Source organism: Pseudomonas sp. 20-5 (assembly GCF_056782835.1).
In genome coordinates, this window is record NZ_CM165584.1 from 2,703,975 (window position 1) to 2,722,070 (window position 18,096).

The following is an 18,096-nucleotide window of genomic DNA, read 5'->3' on the forward strand; positions in this document are numbered from 1 at the left end:
CGTCTCGGCTAGAGTACGGCGGCGGATGTGGAGGTGAATACGTGTCGGGGAAGTTTCCGGAAATGTCCTCGCGCCGAGGCTACTGGCTCGGCTGGTTGTGCCGCCTGGCCATGCTTGGCGGCGTCGCCGCGATGTTCTGGGCGCTGCTGCAATGCTTCGTCCTGCTGCACGGTGAACCGCCGCTCCAGCGCGCCCCGCTGCGGACGCCCTGGACCCTGCTGGCGCTCGGCCTGGCGCTGTTCCTCGCCGGTTTCTGCGGCGAGTACCGGCTGTGGCGGCGCCGCGCCGGTTGCTGAAACCGGCGTCAGGCAGCGCCCGTCGAAGGGAACAGCAGGCGCAGGTGGGTCTTCTGCTGCGGTACGCTTTCCGCTTCGGCGCGGCCGCCGTGGTAGGCCATGATCGATTGCACGATGGCCAGTCCCAGGCCGGTGCCGGCCTGGGCTCCAGTCTGGCGTCCGGCGCGGCGGTAGAAGCGCTCGAACAGGTGCGGCAGGTACTCCGGCGGGATGCCCGGACCGTCGTTGCTGACCCTCACCTCGGTGTGCCCCGCGCGTTCCCCGATCCGCACGTCGATGCGCCCGCCTTGCGGGGTGTGGCGCACGGCGTTGGACACCAGGTTGGAAATGGCGCGCTGGATCATCAGGTTGTCGCCGTGGGCGAAGCCGTTGCCGGACAGGCGCAGTTCGACGCCCTTGTCCTCGGCGACCATCTCGTACAGGTCGATGACCTTGGCCGCCTGCTCGTGCAGGGCGACGCAGCCGAACTGGGCCTGGATCGCCGGGTTGTCCACCTGCACCAGGAACAGCATGTCGGTGACGATCCGCGACAGCCGCTCCAGTTCCTCGGCATTGGACTCCAGGGCTTCGCGGTATGCCGCGCTGTCGCGATGCTGGCTGAGCAGCACCTGGTTGCGCACCAGCAGGTTGCAGATCGGCGCGCGCAGTTCGTGGGCCAGGTCGTCGGAGAACTGCGAGAGCTGGCGTACGCCATCCTCGAGGCGGCCGAGCATGTGGTTGAAGCTGCGGGCCAGGCTGTCCAGCTCGCGCGGCAGGTTCTGCTCGGGGATGCGGTAGGAGAGATCCTGCGGGCTGACCTGGGCGGCCACCCGGCGGAAGCGGTTCAACGGTTCGAGGCCGGCACGCACCACCCACCAGGCGGCCAGGGCGATCAGTGGCAGGAGGAAGGGCAGGGCCAGCAGGGTGGCGCGGAGGAAACCGTCGAGCAGGCGCTCGTCGGCGTTGCGCTCGCTGCTCAGCAACACCTGTACCGGGGTGCCGTTCTTCATGCGCATGGAAGCGCCGATGCTCAGCAGGCGCTGGTCGTTGCCGGTGCTCCAGCTCTGGAACACCGGCTGGCGGGCATCCGCCTGCAAGCGGGCGAGAAGCGCGCGGTTGGCCGCGATGCTGGCCGCGGCCTGGTCGCCGAAGCTCATCAGCGGCTGGCCGCTGCGGCTGTCGAGAATGCTCAGGTGCAGGCCGCTGTGAGCCACCAGTTGGTCCTGCAGGGCATGCGCCTGTACGGCCGGGTCGCTGCGCAGGTCGAGATCGTCTTCCAGGCTGTGGCGGATCTGCTCCAGCTTCAATTGCAGGTTTTCCCGCTCGCGGGCTTCCAGCTCGCGGCCGAGGTTCCAGTGCGCCATTGCGCCGAGCGCCAGGGCCAGCAGCGCGCCGAGGGCGCCGACCAGCAGGGCCAGGCGCAGCGACAGTCGGCCTGGTGGCGTCATCGGCGCGCTTCCAGGACGTAGCCGACGCCGCGAATGGTATGGATCAGCTTGAGGTCGAAGCCGTCGTCGATCTTCGCCCGCAGGCGGCAGATGGCGACTTCCACCACGTTGGAGTCGTTGTCGAAGTTCATGTCCCAGATCAGCGAGATGATCTGCGTCCGGGTGATGACGTCGCCGTTGCGCCGCATCAGCAGGTGCAGCAGGGCGAACTCCTTGGTCGTCAGGTTGATCCGCACCCGGCCGCGGAAGGCCCGGTGGCGGCTGGCGTCCAGCTCCAGGTCGGCGACCCGCAGGACGTCCTGCATCGGTGCCTGGTCGTGGCGGCGCAGCAGCGAGCGGACCCGCGCCAGCAGTTCGGGGAACTGGAACGGCTTGACCATGAAGTCGTCGGCGCCGAGATCGAGGCCGCGCACCTTGTCGGTCAGCCTGCCATGCCCGGTGAGCATCATCACCCGCGCGCTGCTGCGTTCGCGCAGGCGGCGGAGCAGGTCCCAGCCGTCGATGCCGGGCAGGTTGACGTCGAGGATCACCAGTTCGTAAGGGTGTTGCAAGGCCATGTGCAGGCCGTCGATGCCATCGTTGGCGCGGTCGACGATGTAGCCGCTTTCGGTCAGGCCCTGGTGCAGGTAGTCGGCAGTCTTGACTTCATCTTCGATAATAAGGATGCGCATGTTCGCCCCTATATAAAGTATGGATTCATTTGCAAGTAAATGTTTAAGTGCATTGCTATAAAGTTACATTGCGGGCGTTGCCTGGATAGAATCCTGGAAATGTAATTTCATATCGTTGCGCTGCTTCGATGATAATTATCGAATGACCGGGTAGTTCTCCCGGGAGTCCGCCTGAGAACTTTGGAAATGTCCGCGGCGCAAGCACCGCTGGGCGTGAGGGGCAATGCCTTTTGTAAGCGCATGTTGCTTTTGTCCCTATGTTTCATCCAACTATTGCCAGTCTCTTCGAAGGTTGCCGAAGTGTAACCGCTAATTGTCCGTGGAGAATATTCATTACCGACTTGTAATTCTTCCGTCACCTTGCCGATAAGCCCCGCTACCTAACATCTGCCGCATCCCGGAAGTGCAACTTCGAATATCGCCGGCGAGATATCGCCGATGAACGGTTGCGTGGTTCCGGGCCGGTAATGGATCGCCGTCGCCGACGACGATCAGCAGACGAGGAGCGGAACATGCCGATACTTCGGCCACTGGCCAGCGCGGGGAAACGCGCCTGCTGGCTACTGATGGGACTCTGCCTGGGCCTGCCGGCCCTGGCGAACGAGGCGCCGGTGAGTTTCAACGGCACTTCGATCAGCCTCGAGCAGGCGTTGGAGCGGGCCCTGCGGAGCAACCCCGAGCTGGCGGCGGTGGGGCGCGAGACCGAGATCGCCAGCGGCGCGCGGCAGCAGGCCGGGCTGATCCCCAACCCGGATCTGTCCTGGAGCGTCGAGGACACCCGCCAGGGCAATCGCCAGACCAGCGTCAGCATCGCCCAGCCGCTGGAGCTGGGCGGCAAGCGCGGTGCGCGGGTGGAGGTGGCGAAACGCGGCAGCGAGATCGCCTGGACCCAACTGGAAGTCCGTCGCGCCGAACTGCGCGCCCAGGTCCGCGGCGCCTACTACGCGGCGCTGACCGCGCAGGAGCGGGTGCGCCTGGCGAAGACCTCCCTGGACCTGGCCAGGCGCGCGCTGCAGGCCGCCGACCGACGGGTCAAGGCCGGCAGCATCTCCTCGGTGGAACGGGTTCGCGCCCAGGTCCTGGCGGACAACGCCCAGCTCGACCTGAGCCAGGCGGAGCTGGAGCAGCAGCGCACCTATGTGCAGCTGTCGAGCACCTGGGACGAGCCGCAGCCAGGCTTCGCCAGGGTCGGCGGCGCGCTCGACGCGGTGCCGGCGAGCATCACCCGTGGCGCCTTGCTGCGCCATCTCGACGAGTCGCCGACCCTGCGCCTGGCGGCCCAGGAGGTAGCGCGCGGCGAGGCCCAGGTCGACCTGGAGAAGCGCCAGCGCATCCCCAACCTGACGGTCAGCATCGGCAGCAAGTACGACCAGACCGCCCGCGACGGACGTGGCGAACGGGTCAACCTGATCGGCCTGTCGATGCCGCTGCCGCTGTTCGACCGCAACCAGGGCAACATCTACGCCGCCCAGAGCCGCGCCGACCAGGCCCGCGACCTGCAGCGCGCGACCCTGCTGCGCCTGCGCAGCGAAGCGGTACAGGCCTACGACCAGTTGCGCACCTCGGAACAGGAGCTGGCGCTGGTCCGTCGCGACCTGCTGCCCGGCGCACAGAGCGCGCTGGACTCGATGACCCGCGGCTTCGAGATGGGCAAGTTCAACTTCCTCGACGTGCTCGATGCCCAGCGCACCCTGGTCGGCGTCCGTGCCCAGTACGTGCGCGCGCTGGACGCCGCGGCACAGGCGCGGGTGAGCATGGAGCGCCTGCTCGGCGAAGACATCGGCCACCTCGGCCAGTGAGATTTCCGGGGCGGGCCGCCGGCGCGCCCCCCGAACGGTTCGGGAGAACAGAATGGGCAAGAAGACGATTATCGCGGTGACCGCACTGGCACTGCTCGGCCTGGGCGGCGGCGCCTACCTGGAGCTGGGCGGGAAGGCGCCGGCCGGCGCCGGCGAAGCGGCCGCCGAGGGCGAGGGCAGCGGACCGCGCGGCGGCATGTTGTTGCGCCAGGGCGACCTGACCCTGGAACTGCTGGTGCCGGAGGACGGCAGCCCGCTCAAGGCCTGGGTCGAGCGCGGCGGCAAGGCGCTGGCGCCGCAGGAGGTGGTCCTCGGCGCCGACGTCGAGCGTGCCACCGGCGAGGTCGAGGACCTGCTGTTCAAGGCCAGCGGCGATGGCCTGGTGGCCAATGCCGGGATCGCCGAGCCGCATGCCTTCACCGCGCGCCTCAAGCTGATGGCCGGCAAGCAGGGCTACGACTTCGCCTTCACCCGCGAGGAGGGCAAGCTGGAGCTGGATGCCGAGCAGATCGAGGCCGCCGGCATCACCCTCGATACGGCGCGGACGATCAGCCTGGCCCAGGTGGTCTCGCTGCCCGGCGAGATCCGCTTCAACGAGGACCGCACCGCGCATATCGTCCCGCGCCTGCCGGGGATCGTCGACAGCGTGCCGGCCAATCTTGGCCAGGCGGTGAAGCAGGGCGAGCTGCTGGCGGTGATCAGCAGCCCGCAGTTGTCCGACCAGCGCAGCGAATTCGCCGCCGCCCAGCGCCGCCTGAGCCTGGCGCAGAGCACCTACAAGCGCGAGCAGCAGCTGTGGAAGGAGGGCATTTCCGCCGAGCAGGAATTCCTGCTCGCCCGCCAGGGTTTGCAGGAAGCCGAGATCGCGCTGAACAACGCGCGGGCGAAGATCGCCGCGCTCGGCGGCAATCCCAGCCTGCAGGGCGGCAACCGCTACGAGCTGCGCGCGCCGTTCGCCGGGGTGCTGGTGGAAAAGCACCTGACCCAGGGCGAGCCGGTGGACGGCACCGCCAACGTCTTCACCCTGTCCGACCTGTCCTCGGTCTGGGCCACCTTCAACGTGCCCGCGCAACTGCTCGGCCAGGTCCGCGTCGGCAGCAAGGTCAAGGTGCTCGCCCAGGCGCTGGATAGCGAGGTGGAGGGCACCGTGTCCTACATCGGCGACCTGCTCGGCGAGCAGACCCGCGCGGCCACCGCCCGGGTCACCCTGAGCAACCCCGAGAGCACCTGGCGCCCGGGCCTGTTCGTTTCCGTGCAGGTGGCCGAGGCGACCCGCAAGGAAGTCCTGACGGTCGCCGACGGCGCGGTGCAGAACGTCGACGGCGAGGACGTGGTGTTCGTCCGCGTGGCCGATGGCTTCGTGGTCCAGCCGGTCAAGCTGGGCATCAGCGACGGCCAGCGCGTCGAGGTCCTCGAGGGCCTGCGCGCCGGCAGCCAGGTCGCCGCCAGCGGCAGCTTCATCCTCAAATCCGAACTGGGCAAGGGCTCGGCGGAACACGGTCACTGAGTCCCGCTCCAGGAGTCTTCGCATGTTCGAACGCATCATCCAATTCGCCATCGAGCAACGCTGGCTGGTCCTGCTGGCGGTGCTGGGGATGGCCGGGGTCGGTATCGGCAGCTACCAGAAGCTGTCCATCGACGCGGTCCCGGACATCACCAACGTCCAGGTGCAGATCAATACCGCCGCCCCCGGCTACTCGCCGCTGGAAGTGGAGCAGCGGATCACCTACCCGGTGGAGACCGTCATGGCCGGCCTGCCGGGTTTGCAGGAAACCCGTTCGCTGTCGCGGCCGGGGATTTCCCAGGTGACGGTGATCTTCGAGGAGGGCACCGATATCTACTTCGCCCGCCAGCAGGTCAACGAACGCCTGAGCACGGCGCGCGAGCAACTGCCGGAAGACATCTCGCCGACCCTCGGGCCGATCTCCACCGGTCTCGGCGAGATCTACCTGTGGACGGTTGAGGCCGAGGAGGGCGCGACCAAGGAGGACGGCAGCGCCTACACGCCCACCGACCTGCGCACCATCCAGGACTGGATCATCCGTCCGCAGTTGCGCAACGTGAAGGGCGTGGCCGAGATCAACACCATCGGCGGCTACGCCAAGCAATTCCTCATCGCCCCGGATCCGAAGAAGCTCGCGGCCTACAAGCTGACCCTCGGCGACCTGCAGAACGCCGTGCTGCGCAACAACGAGAACGTCGGCGCCGGCTACATCGAGCGGCGCGGCGAGCAGTTGCTGATCCGCGCGCCGGGCCAGGTCAAGGACATGGACGATATCCGCGGGATCATCGTTTCCAACGTCGACGGCGTGCCGATCCGTATCCGCGACGTCGCCGAGGTCGGCCTGGGCAAGGAGCTGCGCACCGGCGCGGCCACCGAGAACGGCCGCGAAGTGGTGCTCGGCACGGTGTTCATGCTGATCGGCGAGAACAGCCGGGAAGTGGCCCAGGCGGTCGGCCAGCGCCTGGAGGAGATCAACCGGACCCTGCCCAAGGGGGTCAAGGCGATCACCGTCTACGACCGCACCACCCTGGTGGACAAGGCCGTGGCCACGGTGAAGAAGAACCTGGTGGAAGGCGCGGCGCTGGTGATCGCGGTGCTCTTCCTGTTCCTCGGCAACATCCGCGCGGCGTTGATCACCGCCACCATCATCCCGCTGTCGATGCTGTTCACCTTCACCGGGATGGTCGGCAACAGGGTCAGTGCCAACCTGATGAGCCTCGGCGCGCTGGACTTCGGCATCATCGTCGACGGCGCCGTGGTGATCGTCGAGAACGCCATCCGCCGCCTGGCCCACGCCCAGGCCCACCACGGCCGCCAGCTGACCCGCGCGGAACGTTTCCACGAGGTCTTCGCCGCGTCCAGGGAGGCGCGCCGGGCGCTGATCTTCGGCCAGATCATCATCATGGTGGTGTACCTGCCGATCTTCGCCCTCACCGGGGTCGAGGGGAAGATGTTCCACCCGATGGCGTTCACCGTGGTCACCGCGCTGCTTGGCGCGATGATCCTCTCGGTGACCTTCGTCCCGGCGGCGATCGCGCTGTTCATCACCGGCAAGGTCAAGGAGGAGGAGAACTTCGTCATGCGCCGCGCGCGTCTGGCCTACGAACCGGCGCTGCGCTGGGTGCTCGGGCACCGCGCGCTGGTGGTCGGCGGCGCCCTCGGCGCGATCCTGCTCACCGGGCTGGTGGCCTCGCGGATGGGCAGCGAGTTCATTCCCAGCCTCAGCGAGGGCGACTTCGCCATGCAGGGCCTGCGGGTGCCGGGCACCAGCCTGACCCAGTCGGTCGAGATGCAGCAGACCCTGGAGAGGAAGCTGATGGGCAAGTTCCCGGAGATCGAGCGGGTCTTCGCCCGCACCGGGACCGCCGAGATCGCCTCCGACCTGATGCCGCCGAACGCCTCCGACAGCTACGTGATGCTCAAGCCGCAGAGCCAGTGGCCGGACCCGAAGAAGTCGCGGGAGGCGCTGCTGGAAGAATTGCAGGCCGCGGCCCTTGAGGTGCCGGGCAGCGTCTACGAGTTCTCCCAGCCGATCCAGTTGCGCTTCAACGAACTGATCTCCGGGGTGCGCAGCGACGTCGCGGTGAAGGTCTTCGGCGACGACATGCAGGTGCTCAACGACACCGCGGAGAAGATCTCCAAGGTGCTGCAAGGCATCGACGGCGCCTCCGAGGTGAAGGTCGAGCAGACCACCGGCCTGCCGGTGCTGACGGTGGACATCGACCGCGACAAGGCGGCACGCTTCGGCCTCAATGTCGGCGACATCCAGGACACCGTGGCCACCGCCCTCGGCGGACGCAACGCCGGTACCTTGTTCGAGGGCGACCGCCGCTTCGACATCGTCATCCGCCTGCCGGAAACCCTGCGCGCCGACCTGCCGGCACTGTCCAACCTGCTGATCCCGCTGCCGCCGAACAACCTGGCGCGGATCGACTTCATCCCGCTGTCGGACGTGGCGCGCCTCGACCTCTCGCCGGGACCGAACCAGATCAGCCGGGAGAACGGCAAGCGGCGCATCGTGGTCAGCGCCAACGTGCGCGGCCGCGACATCGGCTCGTTCGTGCTGGAAGCGCAACAGAAGCTGCAGGACGGGGTGAAGATCCCGGCCGGCTACTGGACCACCTGGGGCGGCCAGTTCGAACAGTTGCAGTCCGCCGCCAAGCGCTTGCAGGTAGTGGTGCCGGTGGCGCTGCTGCTGGTGTTCACCTTGCTCTTCGCCATGTTCAACAACGTCAAGGACGGCCTGCTGGTGTTCACCGGCATCCCCTTCGCCCTCACCGGCGGGGTGCTGGCCCTGTGGCTGCGCGGGATACCGCTGTCGATCTCGGCGGCGGTGGGTTTCATCGCCCTGTCCGGGGTGGCGGTGCTCAACGGCCTGGTGATGATCTCCTTCATCCGCAACCTGTTGCAGGAAGGACGCAGCCTCGACCAGGCGGTGTGGGAGGGCGCCATCACCCGCCTGCGTCCGGTGCTGATGACCGCCCTGGTGGCGTCCCTCGGTTTCGTGCCGATGGCCCTGGCCACCGGCACCGGCGCCGAGGTGCAGCGGCCGCTGGCGACGGTGGTGATCGGCGGCATCCTGTCCTCGACCATGCTGACCCTGCTGGTGCTGCCGGTGCTCTATCGCTGGACCCACGGGCGCGACGCCGGACCGCGCGAGGAGACGCCGGCGGCCGGCTGAAGCGGGCGCGCAAGCGGGCCGGCAGGGGAAACCCTGGCGGCCCTTTTTCGTTGGCCGTTGGACGGATTCCGTTCGATTACCGCACGCGATTGCCGGCCCGGATTGTCGCCGGCGGAGGGCTTGCGTAGTGTGGGTGGACGTTCCGCGCCCGGCGCTTGGCGCCGCGCGGCGATAACAACAACGATAGCAGCCTGAGTGTCCTGCCCATGAATGCCTCCTTGCTCAGCGAGCGCAGCCGGGTGTTCGAACGTGCCGACCCCTATGCGGTGTCCGGCTATGTCAACCGGCACGTCGGTACGCACTGCATACGCCTGCCGGCCGCCGGCAGGCCGCAAGCCAGCCTCGACCACCGCACCTTCGCCAGCCTCGACCTGTGCCGGATCAGCTACGGCGCGGCGGTACGGGTCACCTCGCCGGCGCTGGAGAGCATCTTCCACCTGCAGATCCTCCTGCGCGGCCACTGCCTGTGGCGCGGCGGCGGGCAGGAACACGCCCTGGCGCCGGGCGAGCTGTTGCTGATCAACCCGGACGATCCGGTCGACCTGACCTATTCGGCGGACTGCGAGAAATTCATCGTCAAGCTGCCCTGCGCGCTGCTCGAAGCGATCTGCGCCGAGCAGCGCTGGAGCCATCCGGCGCGCGGCGTGCGTTTCCTCGAACATCGCTATCGCCTGGACCAGCTGGAAGGCTTCGTCGGCCTGCTCGCCCTGGTCTGCCGCGAGGCCGAGTCCGGCGAGCGGCTGGCGCGGGTCGACAGCCACTTCGAGCAGATCCTCGGCAGCAAGCTGCTGACCCTGCTGAAGACCAACGTCAGCCGCGAGGACCCCGGCGATGCGCAGGTCGTCTTCGCCCGCCTCGATGCCTACATCCGCCGCCATCTGCAGAGCGAGATCGAGGTCGCGGCGCTGGCCGAGCAGGCGCACATGAGCACCCGTTCGCTGTACGCGCTGTTCGAGCGCCAGCTTGGCGAGAGCCCTCGGCAATACATTCGCCGGCTGCGCCTGGAGCGCATCCGCGCCTGCCTGGAAGACCCCGGCTGCCGGGTACGCAACCTCACCGAACTGGCCCTGGACTTCGGTTTCGCCCACCTCGGCCGCTTCGCCGAGCAATATCGCCGGCAGTTCGGCGAGCTGCCTTCGGAAACCCTGCGCCGGCGCGCCTAGCGCCGACCGCCACGGCGTGCAGGAATCGGCCAGCGATCCGCAGGCAACGGATATCCCCAGCAGCACGCGCTACCTAACCTGACCGGGCCTGAACAATAACAACGGAGGCCCCGGCCATGTCCCTGGGTAGCGATTACTTGCGTTCTCTGCTCGAGGAAGACCCCGAGCGCGGCGTCTACCGCTGCAAGCGGGAGATGTTCACCGATCCACGCCTGTTCGAACTGGAGATGAAGCACATCTTCGAGGGCAATTGGGTCTATCTCGCCCACGAAAGCCAGGTTGCCGGAGTCAACGACTACCTGACCACCCAGATCGGCCGCCAGTCGATCGTCATCGCGCGCAACCGCGACGGCCAGCTCAACGCCTTCATCAACGCCTGCAGCCACCGTGGCGCGATGCTCTGCCGGCACAAGAGCGGCAATCGCAGCAGCTATACCTGTCCGTTCCACGGCTGGACCTTCAACAACTCCGGCAAGCTGCTCAAGGTCAAGGACCCGGCCGAGGCCGGCTACCCGCAGGGCTTCAACTGCGAGGGCTCGCACGACCTGACCCGGGTGGCGCGCTTCGAGTCCTACCGTGGCTTCCTGTTCGGCAGCCTCAACCCCGATGTCAGGCCGCTGGCCGAGCACCTGGGCGAGTCGGCGAAGATCATCGACATGATCGTCGACCAGTCGCCGGAAGGCCTCGAGGTGCTGCGCGGCTCTTCCAGCTATGTCTACGAAGGCAACTGGAAGCTCACCGCCGAGAACGGCGCCGACGGCTACCACGTCAGCTCGGTGCACTGGAACTACGCGGCGACCCAGAGCCAGCGCCAGCAGCGCGACGCCGCGGACCCGCTGCGGACCATGAGCGCCGCCGGCTGGGCCCGGCAGGGCGGCGGCTTCTACTCGTTCGAGCATGGCCACATGCTGCTCTGGAGTCGCTGGGCCAACCCCGAGGACCGGCCGGCCTTCGAGCGCCGCGCCGAGCTTGCCCGCGACTTCGGCGAGGCCCGCGCCGACTGGATGATCGAGAACTCGCGCAACCTCTGCCTGTACCCCAACGTGTACCTGATGGACCAGTTCAGCTCGCAGATCCGCATCGCCCGGCCGCTGTCGGTGGACCGCACGGAAATCACCATCTACTGCATCGCGCCGAAAGGCGAGAGCGCCGAGGCGCGCGCCCGGCGCATCCGCCAGTACGAGGACTTCTTCAACGTCAGCGGCATGGCCACCCCGGACGACCTGGAGGAGTTCCGTTCCTGCCAGCAGGGCTACCAGGGCAGCGTGGTCGGCTGGAACGACCTGTCGCGCGGCGCCGAACACTGGATAGAGGGCGCCGACGCGGCGGCCGCGGCCATCGACCTGCGGCCGCGCCTGAGCGGCGTGCGCACCGAGGACGAAGGGCTGTTCGTATTGCAGCATCGCTACTGGCAGGAGGCGCTGCTCGCCGCCCTGGAACGCGAACGGACGCAGCGCGTGGCGCTGCGGGAGGTGGCGTCATGAGCCTGGGCTACGACGCCCTGCGCGATTTCCTCTACCGCGAGGCGCGCTATCTCGACGACAAGGATTGGGACGCCTGGCTGGCGTTGTACGCCGCGGACGCCAGTTTCTGGATGCCGTCCTGGGACGACCGCGACCAGCTCACCGAGGACCCGCAGCGGGAAATCTCGCTGATCTGGTACGGCAACCGCGGCGGCCTGGAGGACCGGGTATTCCGCATCCGCACCGAGCGCTCCAGCGCGACCCTGCCGGACACCCGCACCTCGCACAACCTGAGCAACATCGAACTGCTCGGCGAGGACGACGGCATCTGCCGCGTGCGCTGCAACTGGCACACCCTGAGCTATCGCTACAAGACCGTGGACAGCTACTTCGGCACCACCTTCTACGACCTCGACGTACGCGGCGAGAGTCCGCTGATCAAGGCCAAGAAAGTGATCCTGAAGAACGACTACGTTCGCCAGCTGATCGACGTCTACCACGTCTGACGCCCGCGCCGGCGGGCTGTCGAGGGACATGCCATGAACCATCGGATCGCACTCAACTTCGAAGACGGGGTGACCCGCTTCATCCATGCCGCGCCCGGCGAGACCGTGGCCGACGCGGCCTACCGCCAGGGCATCAACATCCCCCTGGACTGCCGCGACGGCGCCTGCGGCACCTGCAAGTGCCTGGCCGAGGCCGGGCGCTATGCGCTGGGCCAGGACTACATCGACGATGCCCTCAGCGCCGAGGAAGCCGCCCGCGGCTACGTGCTGACCTGCCAGATGCGCGCCGAAAGCGACTGCGTGCTGCGCGTGCCGGCGTCCTCGACCCTGTGCAGGACCGGCCAGGCGCGCTACGAGGCGCGCATCAGCGAAGTCCGGCAACTCTCGCCGAGCACCATCGGCCTGTCGCTGCGCGGCGAGGCGCTGGCCAGCCTGGCGTTCCTGCCCGGGCAGTACGTCAACCTCCAGGTACCCGGCAGCGAGCAGCGCCGCGCCTACTCCTTCAGCTCGCTGGCGAAGGACGGCGAGGTCAGCTTCCTGATCCGCAACGTCCCCGGCGGGCTGATGAGCGGCTTCCTCAGTGGCACGGCCAGGGCCGGCGACAGCCTGGCGATGGACGGCCCGCTGGGCAGTTTCTACCTGCGCGAGATTCACCGGCCACTGCTGATGCTGGCCGGCGGCACCGGCCTGGCGCCGTTCACCGCGATGCTCGAACGGATCGCCGAACAGGGCAGCGCGCACCCGCTGCACCTGGTCTACGGGGTGACCCACGACGTCGACCTGGTCGGTCTCGAGCGCCTGGAGGCGTTCGCCGAACGGATTCCCGGCTTCACCTGGAGCGCGTGCGTGGCCAGCGCCGACAGCGACTATCCGCGCAAGGGCTACGTGACCGAGCACATCGCCGCGCAGCACCTGCACGAGGGCGACGTCGACATCTACCTGTGCGGGCCGCCGCCGATGGTCGAGGCGGTCGAGCGCTACCTGCGCGAGCAGGGCGTGCGCCCGGCGAATTTCTACTACGAAAAGTTCGCTGCCAGCGCGGCCTGAACCCGAGCAGCCAAGGAGATTCCCATGAACGACAGATTCCCCGACAAGGTCGCCCTGGTCAGCGGCGCCGCCCAGGGCATCGGCCTGGGCGTGGCCCGGCGCCTGCTGGAGGAAGGCGCGCGGGTGGTGGCGGTGGACCGCTCCGAGCTGGTCCACGAACTGGCCGGCGACGCCTGCCTGTGCCTGACCGCCGACCTGGAGCGCTACGCCGAATGCCAGCGGGTACTGGAGCGGACCCTGGAGCGTTTCGGCCGGCTGGACATCCTGGTCAACAACGTCGGCGGCACCCTCTGGGCGAAGCCCTACCAACACTACGCCGAGGACGAGATCGAGGCCGAGCTGCGGCGTTCGCTGCTGCCCACCTTGTGGTGTTGCCGAGCGGCGCTGCCGGCGATGCTGGGGCAGGGCAGCGGGGCGATCGTCAACGTCTCGTCGGTTGCCACCCGCGGGATCAACCGGGTGCCCTATGGCGCCGCCAAGGGCGGGGTGAACGCGCTGACCGCCTGCCTGGCGTTCGAGACCGCCGACCAGGGCATCCGCGTCAACGCGGTGGCGCCGGGCGGCACCGACGCGCCGCCGCGAAGGATTCCGCGCAACGCCGCGGCGCAGAGCGAGGAGGAGCGGCGCTGGTATCGACAGATCGTCGAGCAGACCCTCGACAGCAGCCTGATGAAGCGCTACGGCAGCATCGACGAGCAGGTCGCGGCGATCCTCTTCCTCGCCTCCGACGAGGCGTCCTACATTACCGGCGTGACCCTGCCGGTAGCTGGCGGCGACCTCGGCTGAGCGCTTCAGTCGCCGCTTTCGGTGAACTTCTCCAGGTACAGCCGCAGATGCTCCAGGGAGCGCTCGCGCAGCCACTGGCGGACCGCCTCGACCATCGGCGGCGGCCCGCACAGGTAGAGGTCGAAAGCTTCGTCGCGCAAGCGGGCGGCGTCGAAATGCTCGTGCAGGTAGCCGCGCCGGCCATCCCAGTCGGCGTCCGCCTCGCTGAGCACCGGGACGAAGCGGAAGCCGGGAAGCCGCTCGGCGTAGCCGGCGATCCGTTGCAATTCGCAGAGATCGGCGGCGCGGCGTACCCCGTAGTAGAGATGCACCGGCCGCTCGCAACCGCGCTCGGCCAGTTCGTCGAGCATGCCGAGGAACGCCGACAGGCCGGTGCCGCCGGCCACCAGCAGCAACGGGCGCTCCACCTGGCGCAGGTAGAAGGTGCCCAGCGGCGCCTCGAAGCGGATCTCGTCGCCGACCCTGCACCCTTGGCGCAGGTAGTCGCTCATGGCGCCGCCCGGGAGCAGGCGGATAAGGAACTGCAGGTGGTTCTGCGGATTCGGCCGGTTGGCGAAGGAGTAGGCGCGCCGGCAGTCGCTGCCGGGTACTTGCAGGCGCGCGTACTGGCCGGGCAGGAAGTCCAGCTGGCGGCCCGCGGCGCCGGCGTCGAGGCGGAGCAGCGCGGTGTCCTCGGAGAGCAGGCGCAGTTCGCGCACCACGCCGCTGTGCGCCTGGGCCGCGGCGGCATGGCAGAGGGTCGAGGCGAAGTCGAAGTAGAAGGCCGCGTCGGAGCGCACCCGGGTCTGGCAGGCGAGCACCTTGCGCTGCTCCAGGTCGGCGGCGGAGAGGGTGTCCTCGTCGGCGTAGTCCAGGCTGTAGCTGCCCGCCTCGCAGCGGCCCATGCAGGTGCCGCAGACCCCTTCGCGGCAGTCCAGCGGCAGGTTGATGCCGTGGCGCAGGGCGGCGTCGAGGAGCAGGTCGTCGTGGCCGACGGGCAGGAACAGGGTCTTGCCGTCGGCGAAGCTGAGGGCGACTTTGTGATTCATCGTGACGGGTCCCGCCGTTCAGAGGTGGTAGAAGTCGAGGACCGAGTCGATCCGGTCGTTGAGCAGGACGATGTGCTTGCGCGCGATCAGCCAGGCCTCTCCATGGGGTTTCAGGCGGTAGGTGGCATGGCCGAAGAAGCTGCCGGTCTGGTCCAGGCGCTGGAACAGGGTCTGCCAGTTGACCCGCACTCGCAGCAGGCCTTCGCCTTCCTCGGCGATGCGCACGTTGCCGATCTGGTGCAGGGTGCGCGGCATCGGCACGGTGGACGCGGCCTTGCCGGTGCGGATACGGAACACCCGGTCTTCCAGGCCGGCACGGCTGGGGTAGTAGATCAGCGACATCTCGCGCTTCGGATCGCGGGTGTAGCGCTGCTCGGACTCCCACTGCGGCAGGTGGAACTCGCACTGTTCGTCGAACTGCGCGAGGTAGCCGTCCCAGTCCTGGGCATCGCAGAGTTCGGCGTGGCGGTAGAGGAACTGTTCGACGCGGTACTGCAGTCCGGCGTTCATGGGGTCACCTCCTTCGCGCGCAGGGCCAGGCGCTCCAGGCCGTCGAGGAGGAAGCGCCGCCAATGCGCGTGCTGGTTGACGTAGAGGCCTTCGTGGGTGATCTCGGTGCCGGTCAGCAGCGGCGCGATACCCAGCGCCTGGCTGTTCGGCGTCGCGCCTTCGAGCCACTTGCCGTGGCCGCGGGAGATGTCGCTCCAGCGCTCCAGGCGGGCCTGGAAGCCACGCTGGGCTTCGCGGAACTCCACCAGGTCGTCGGGCGTGCCCATCCCGGAGACGTTGAAGAAGTCCTCGAACTGGCGGATCCGGTTCTCCCGGTCGGCGTCCGACTCGCCCTTGACGCCGATGCACTGGCTGACGATCTCGGTACGGTTCCAGGCCAGCGGGCGGACGATGCGCAGCTGCGAGCTGATCTGGTCGATGACGAACAGGCTGGGGTAGAGATTGAGGTTGCGCAGGCGATGCATCATCCACTCGGCGCGGGCCTGGCCGTATTCCGCCACCAGCCGCGGCATCACGCTGGCGTAGCCGGGGCGTACGGCGGGGTTGGGCATCTCGCTGAAGAGCACGCTGTGGCCGTTGGCGAAGGAGAACCAGCCGTCGTCGGTGGCCGCGTCGCCGGCGCCGAGCTTGCTGTAGTCGAGGGTGGCGGCCACGCCGCCGCGCTCGGCCTCGACCTGCTGGCGGTGCTGCACGGTGGCTACGTAGTTGTAGTGCACTGTGCTGACGTGATAGCCGTCCAGGCCATTCTCGTTCTGCAGCTTCCAGTTGCCTTCGTAGGTGTAGGTGGAGGTGCCGGGCAACACTTCCAGCTCGCCGCTGGGAGACTGCGCCACCAGCATGTCGAGGAACACCCGGGCGTCGCCGAGGAAGTCCACCAGGTCGTCCTCGCCGGCGACGTCCAGGCTGACGAAGACGAAGCCCCTGTAGCTCTGGATGCGCGCTTTCTTCAGGCCGCGGGTGGCCTTGTCGAAGCCTTCCGGGTATTCGCCCGGCGCCTTGACCTTCACCAGCCGGCCGTCGTTCTTGTAGCACCAGGCATGGAACGGACAGGTGAAGGTCGACTGGTTGCCCTTGCCGACCCGCACCAGGGTCGCGCCGCGATGCTGGCAGGCGTTGACCAGCGCGTGCAACTGGCCGTTGCCGTCGCGGGTGACGATCAGCGGCTGGCGTCCGGCGCGCAGGGTGACGAAGTCGTGGGGCCTGGCCAGTTCGCTCTCGTGGCAGGCGTAGATCCAGTTCTTCTCGAAGATCAGCTCCATCTCCAGGTCGAACAGCTCCGGTTCGGTGAACATGTCCCGGGCGATGCGGAAGATGCCTTCCTCGGGACGGAAGTCGAGACAGCCGCCGACATAGTCGCGCCACTGTTCCAGGCTTCTGCGGGTAGCGTTCATGCGTTCTCACCCTTGTGCGTTGTCGTTATGGGTGACCCATTCAACGGCCACGAGCGGGGGCGGGCTATCCGCTTAGTCGACGATGCGCATCCCGAAAATGTGCGGCCGCCGAGGAGCGGCCGAGGGCCTCGCGGAGGGCTCGTTCCGGGTTCGAGCGGCGCTTGCGGCGGACGCTTTGTCCGGAAAGTCGGCGAACGCTATCCGGATAGTGGAGGATGCGGGGAGTCGGCCTTGCGCCGGCACATGCCTTGCATTTTGCTGAAAACAGAGCGCCAGCAGAGCGCACCCCCAGCCTTGCCGTGTCGAGTGCCGAACCATGATGAGGAGCCATCCCGTCGCCGATCGTGGCGATCTCCATGCCGACCACCTGGACCTGGCCGCCGCCCGTTCCTGGATGTCGAAGGTCTGCGGGCCGCACCGGCTCGAAGCGGCGAGCCCGGGACTGGTGCAGTTCGAGCACCACGGCAACGTGCTGAAGTCGATGTGCACCACCCTTGGCTACATCGGCTACGGTACCGACGTCACCATCACCGTCGAGGATGCCGCGGCGTTCAACGCCTACAGCCTGAGCCTGCCGCTCAGCGGCGAGCAGGAGCTGTGCCGGGGCGGGCTGCGCCTGCTCTCCGACGTCCGCCGCGGGGTGATCATCGCGCCCAACGAGCGCCAGGAGCTGAGCATCGCCGGGGACTGCCGCAAGTTGCAGGTGGTGATCGGCCGCACGGCGATGCGCAAGGTCCTGGAGGAGATGTTGCAGCGGCCGATCGATACGCCCTTGCGCTTCGATCCGGAAATGGATGCCCTGGACGGCGCCTCCGCGTCCTGGTGGCGCACCGTGCGGCACATCAGCGAGGAGATGGCGCGCAGCGAACTCTACGCCCAGGCGTTTTTCAGCAGCGACCTGGAGCGCGCGCTGATCAAGGGACTGATCCTGGCCCAGCCGAACAACTACAGCGAGGCCCTGCAGCAGGGCCTTGGCGGGCGCCCGCCGCACTACCTGCTGCGCGCTCGCGAGTTTCTCCAGGCCAACGCCCGCGAGACCCTGAGCCTGGAGGACGTGGAACGCGCCGCCGGGGTCTCGCGGTTCAAGCTGTTCGAGGGCTTCCGTCGCTACTTCGGGGTATCGCCGATGAGCTACCTGAAGCACTACCGGCTCGCCGCGGTGCGCGAGGAGATCCTCGCCAGCGGCGGCGCCCGCAGCATCTCGACGATCGCCCTGGGCTGGGGCTTCAGCCACCTCGGACGCTTCTCCGTGGACTACCGCAAGCGCTTCGAGGAAACCCCGAGCATGACCCAGCGCCGCGCCGCGCGGCGCTCCTGAGAGGGC

General features: G+C 68.1%; 15 protein-coding genes. 10 read left to right on the forward strand and 5 right to left on the reverse strand.

The window, feature by feature from the left end; genetic code table 11:
- The first annotated feature begins 62 nt into the window (after window positions 1–62).
- Window positions 63–296: a hypothetical protein gene (locus AC1RB9_RS12745; protein WP_003451411.1), complete on the forward strand. Its 234-nt coding sequence runs from the start codon at window positions 63–65 to the stop codon at window positions 294–296.
- Window positions 297–304: 8 nt separating this feature from the next.
- On the opposite strand, the gene AC1RB9_RS12750 is transcribed toward AC1RB9_RS12745, so the two are convergent.
- Together AC1RB9_RS12750 and AC1RB9_RS12755 are read right to left on the reverse strand one after the other, a co-directional pair.
- Window positions 305–1,723, reverse strand: a complete 1,419-nt coding sequence (locus AC1RB9_RS12750) for a sensor histidine kinase (protein ID WP_003451409.1) — start codon at window positions 1,721–1,723, stop codon at window positions 305–307.
- Window positions 1,720–2,394 (reverse strand): heavy metal response regulator transcription factor, encoded by a 675-nt coding sequence (locus AC1RB9_RS12755; RefSeq protein ID WP_003089900.1) that lies wholly within the window; start codon window positions 2,392–2,394, stop codon window positions 1,720–1,722. Before AC1RB9_RS12755 ends, AC1RB9_RS12750 begins: the two co-directional genes overlap by 4 nt.
- A 512-nt stretch (window positions 2,395–2,906) precedes the next feature.
- On the opposite strand from AC1RB9_RS12755, the gene AC1RB9_RS12760 reads away from it, so the two are divergent.
- The 8 genes from AC1RB9_RS12760 (at window position 2,907) to AC1RB9_RS12795 (ending at window position 13,843) form a co-directional block, all read left to right on the forward strand.
- Entirely contained in the window at window positions 2,907–4,193 is a 1,287-nt protein-coding gene (locus AC1RB9_RS12760) for a TolC family protein (protein WP_003113317.1), read from the forward strand.
- A 52-nt stretch (window positions 4,194–4,245) separates the two neighbouring features.
- On the forward strand, window positions 4,246–5,700 hold the full coding sequence (locus AC1RB9_RS12765) for an efflux RND transporter periplasmic adaptor subunit (protein WP_003109532.1): 1,455 nt from the start codon (window positions 4,246–4,248) through the stop codon (window positions 5,698–5,700).
- Window positions 5,701–5,722: 22 nt separating this feature from the next.
- Window positions 5,723–8,878 carry an efflux RND transporter permease subunit gene (locus AC1RB9_RS12770; RefSeq protein WP_003158534.1) on the forward strand — a complete coding sequence of 1,052 codons (3,156 nt, stop codon included), beginning with the start codon at window positions 5,723–5,725 and terminating at the stop codon, window positions 8,876–8,878.
- A gap of 206 nt (window positions 8,879–9,084) precedes the next feature.
- Window positions 9,085–10,041 carry an AraC family transcriptional regulator gene (locus tag AC1RB9_RS12775; protein ID WP_003109534.1) on the forward strand — a complete coding sequence of 319 codons (957 nt, stop codon included), beginning with the start codon at window positions 9,085–9,087 and terminating at the stop codon, window positions 10,039–10,041.
- A gap of 116 nt (window positions 10,042–10,157) precedes the next feature.
- On the forward strand, window positions 10,158–11,525 hold the full coding sequence (gene benA, locus AC1RB9_RS12780) for a benzoate 1,2-dioxygenase large subunit (RefSeq protein WP_003113315.1): 1,368 nt from the start codon (window positions 10,158–10,160) through the stop codon (window positions 11,523–11,525).
- The gene (gene benB, locus AC1RB9_RS12785) at window positions 11,522–12,010 is read left to right on the forward strand and encodes a benzoate 1,2-dioxygenase small subunit (RefSeq protein WP_003113314.1); all 489 of its coding nucleotides are present in this window, start codon (window positions 11,522–11,524) and stop codon (window positions 12,008–12,010) included. The genes benA and benB overlap by 4 nt, the downstream gene beginning before the upstream one ends.
- Before the next feature lie 33 nt (window positions 12,011–12,043).
- Window positions 12,044–13,057 (forward strand): benzoate 1,2-dioxygenase electron transfer component BenC, encoded by a 1,014-nt coding sequence (gene benC, locus AC1RB9_RS12790; protein WP_003109537.1) that lies wholly within the window; start codon window positions 12,044–12,046, stop codon window positions 13,055–13,057.
- A gap of 24 nt (window positions 13,058–13,081) precedes the next feature.
- Window positions 13,082–13,843, forward strand: a complete 762-nt coding sequence (locus AC1RB9_RS12795; protein WP_003451405.1) for a 1,6-dihydroxycyclohexa-2,4-diene-1-carboxylate dehydrogenase — start codon at window positions 13,082–13,084, stop codon at window positions 13,841–13,843.
- 5 nt (window positions 13,844–13,848) lie between these two features.
- On the opposite strand, the gene antC is transcribed toward AC1RB9_RS12795, so the two are convergent.
- From antC to antA, 3 genes are read right to left on the reverse strand one after another with little or no spacing between them, the layout of a single operon-like run.
- Window positions 13,849–14,871, reverse strand: a complete 1,023-nt coding sequence (antC, locus tag AC1RB9_RS12800; protein ID WP_003109538.1) for an anthranilate 1,2-dioxygenase electron transfer component AntC — start codon at window positions 14,869–14,871, stop codon at window positions 13,849–13,851.
- Window positions 14,872–14,889: 18 nt separating this feature from the next.
- Window positions 14,890–15,381, reverse strand: a complete 492-nt coding sequence (antB, locus tag AC1RB9_RS12805; RefSeq protein WP_003116865.1) for an anthranilate 1,2-dioxygenase small subunit — start codon at window positions 15,379–15,381, stop codon at window positions 14,890–14,892.
- Complete coding sequence (antA, locus tag AC1RB9_RS12810) at window positions 15,378–16,772, reverse strand: anthranilate 1,2-dioxygenase large subunit (RefSeq protein ID WP_003113310.1); 1,395 nt, start codon at window positions 16,770–16,772, stop codon at window positions 15,378–15,380. The genes antB and antA overlap by 4 nt, the downstream gene beginning before the upstream one ends.
- Before the next feature lie 316 nt (window positions 16,773–17,088).
- Here antA and AC1RB9_RS12815 point away from each other — a divergent pair, with 316 nt between their 5' ends.
- A complete protein-coding gene (locus tag AC1RB9_RS12815; protein WP_003451400.1) occupies window positions 17,089–18,090 on the forward strand; it encodes an AraC family transcriptional regulator in 1,002 nt (333 codons plus the stop codon).
- Window positions 18,091–18,096: the final 6 nt, after the last annotated feature.